The sequence below is a fragment of the Rhodovulum viride genome (genome assembly GCF_003265965.1).
Taxonomy (GTDB): domain Bacteria; phylum Pseudomonadota; class Alphaproteobacteria; order Rhodobacterales; family Rhodobacteraceae; genus Rhodovulum; species Rhodovulum kholense.
Map to the genome: position 1 here is coordinate 1 of NZ_MUAV01000072.1, position 2,066 is coordinate 2,066.

Genomic DNA, 2,066 nt, shown 5'->3' on the forward strand with positions numbered 1-2,066 from the left:
CGTGGGTGCGTTCGAAGGCGTTGGTGCCCGCGATGGCGGCAAAGCAGCCCGCGCCATCGGCCGAAGGCTGGCGGATGGCCGACAGATCCTCGGTGGCATTAACGGCGGCGAGCGCGGGCGCAGCCAGCAGGGCCAGCGCGGTGGCGGTGGTCAGGATGGTCTTCATGGGGGGGCTCCTTTGCTGTCATCACTCATGTGATGAGGCAATTCTATGCAATACGCATTTCGACGAGTCAATGCAAAATGCATAGTCAAGTGACGCCGCGATGCGCGACGAAGAATCACCTTGCTGCAACGTGTGGCTGCGGAGTCAAATCGGTCGAACTGAGACTTATGGGGGAAATAAAATGTCCGGTCTGACTGCGGTGGCCCTGCTGGGCGCGACGCTGGTCGCGTTTGTGGTGATGCTTGTCGGGCTGATCATGCTGCTTTTCCGCCCTGGGCGTCGCAAGCGCGGGCTTACGATTTTTCTGGCGACGCCGGTGATCTGGGTGTGGGCGATGGTCGCAATGGTCTCGTGGGGCTCCCAGCGCGCCGGGTTCGAGGGGTTCATGGATCAGAACGAGGCCCGATTGGCCGGCATCGAAGATCCGGTCGAGTGGGCTGCGATCCGTGCGGAGCGCGATGCGGAACAGGAAAGGATTGCCGCAGAAGCGAAGGCTGCCGCCGAGGCCGAAGAGCGGCGGAAGGGGTTTCACTGTCTGTCGGGGTGGGATGGGGCGCATCCCGCGTTCAAGCGTATCGTCAAGAATTCAATGCGCGACCCGGACAGCTTCGAACATGTCGAAACGCGCGTCGGCCCCGTAACCAATGGCTGGCATACGATCCGCATGGTGTACCGCGCCCGAAACGGGTTCGGCGGCATGAATGTGGGCGAGGCCGTCGGCCGCTATCGCAATGGCGACTGCAGCGTCGAGGTCCTTTCCTTGGAATAGACCTCAGCCATAATACCGGAACGACGCCACGACCTGCCCCGTGATCGACATCGAGGCCGGGTCGAAGCGCAGGGGGCGGGCATCTTGCGTTGGGCCGCCAGCCAGATAGGGCGGATAAAGGCGCCGAACCACGGTTTCTGCGGTGCCTGTTGCTTCGTCCACGATCTGCACCAGCACGATGCTGCCAGGGTCTGGCTCGGGTGGCGGGTGAAGGTCGCATACCAGCAGGTCGCCGCTACGCAGCGACATTTCCGGAATGTCTCGCGAAAGAAGGAAAAACGCGGGGCGGCTCGATTCCGGAGCAAGTATCCGCGTCGCATGATCGAGGTTGATTGGATAGTGCTTCTGGCCCGGGCGCAATGCCTGAACCTCGGGCTCTGTCATACCGGTCACGCGGCCATCGGTCTCCCGCGCAGCTGGAGCCACCTGGCCAGTCAGCAGCCATGACAGGTCAACCTTGAAGGCGCGCGCATACTCGGCAGCACGACTTTTGAAGCCGCGCGAGCCGTTCTCATGCGCGGCATATGTTGGGTATTTCCACCCAAATCGTTCCGTTGCGTCACTCGCTTCCCTGAAGCCCGCACGCTTGCGTGCTAGCCTCAGACGCTCGGCTTGATCCAGATCTGTCATTCGCGGGGTTTAACAGCTTATGCAATGCATAACGCATTGACATAGCGAAATGCGTTATGCATAGGGTGGCGCCCATGGATGATATCTTCGCAATCTGGCCGAGCCTCGCAGAGATGGCGCGCGACATGGGGGAGAAGTACCCCACGGTGGCGGCTTGGAAGCGGCGCGGCATCCCGGCGCGGCGCGACGCAGATGTGATCGCAGCGGCCCGGCGGCGTGGGGTCGATCTGACCTATGAGCAGATCGGTCTGGCGCGGGCGGCTTTTCTTGCGCCCGAACGCGAAAAGGACGCCGCCTGATGCCGCGCGTTCTCTCCCTCGTGGCCCTCGCGCCGCCCCGCTCCGATCTCTCATTCTCCGCTCCGGAGGGCCCCGCATGCTGACGGCGTCCTCCCCATCGATTTCGACCCCGAGTCATTTTGCACGAAGCCACCATAGGGATGTCGCTATGCAAAAGTCCTTCCAGAATTTGCGCGACCCGCAGGAGCGGGAGCGGAAGTGG

Annotated in this window: 3 protein-coding genes; 2 read left to right on the forward strand and 1 reads right to left on the reverse strand. The window is 62.5% G+C overall.

The window, feature by feature from the left end; all coding sequences use genetic code 11:
• The first annotated feature begins 347 nt into the window (after window positions 1-347).
• Entirely contained in the window at window positions 348-935 is a 588-nt protein-coding gene (locus tag BYZ73_RS20870; protein ID WP_112317533.1) for a hypothetical protein, read from the forward strand.
• Window positions 936-938: 3 nt separating this feature from the next.
• Here BYZ73_RS20870 and BYZ73_RS22570 read toward each other — a convergent pair whose 3' ends face one another.
• The gene (locus BYZ73_RS22570; protein ID WP_146746384.1) at window positions 939-1,565 is read right to left on the reverse strand and encodes a hypothetical protein; all 627 of its coding nucleotides are present in this window, start codon (window positions 1,563-1,565) and stop codon (window positions 939-941) included.
• A 74-nt stretch (window positions 1,566-1,639) separates the two neighbouring features.
• Between BYZ73_RS22570 and BYZ73_RS20880 the strand changes: the two genes are divergently transcribed.
• Window positions 1,640-1,864 carry a hypothetical protein gene (locus BYZ73_RS20880; RefSeq protein ID WP_112317535.1) on the forward strand — a complete coding sequence of 75 codons (225 nt, stop codon included), beginning with the start codon at window positions 1,640-1,642 and terminating at the stop codon, window positions 1,862-1,864.
• Window positions 1,865-2,066 lie beyond the last annotated feature (202 nt).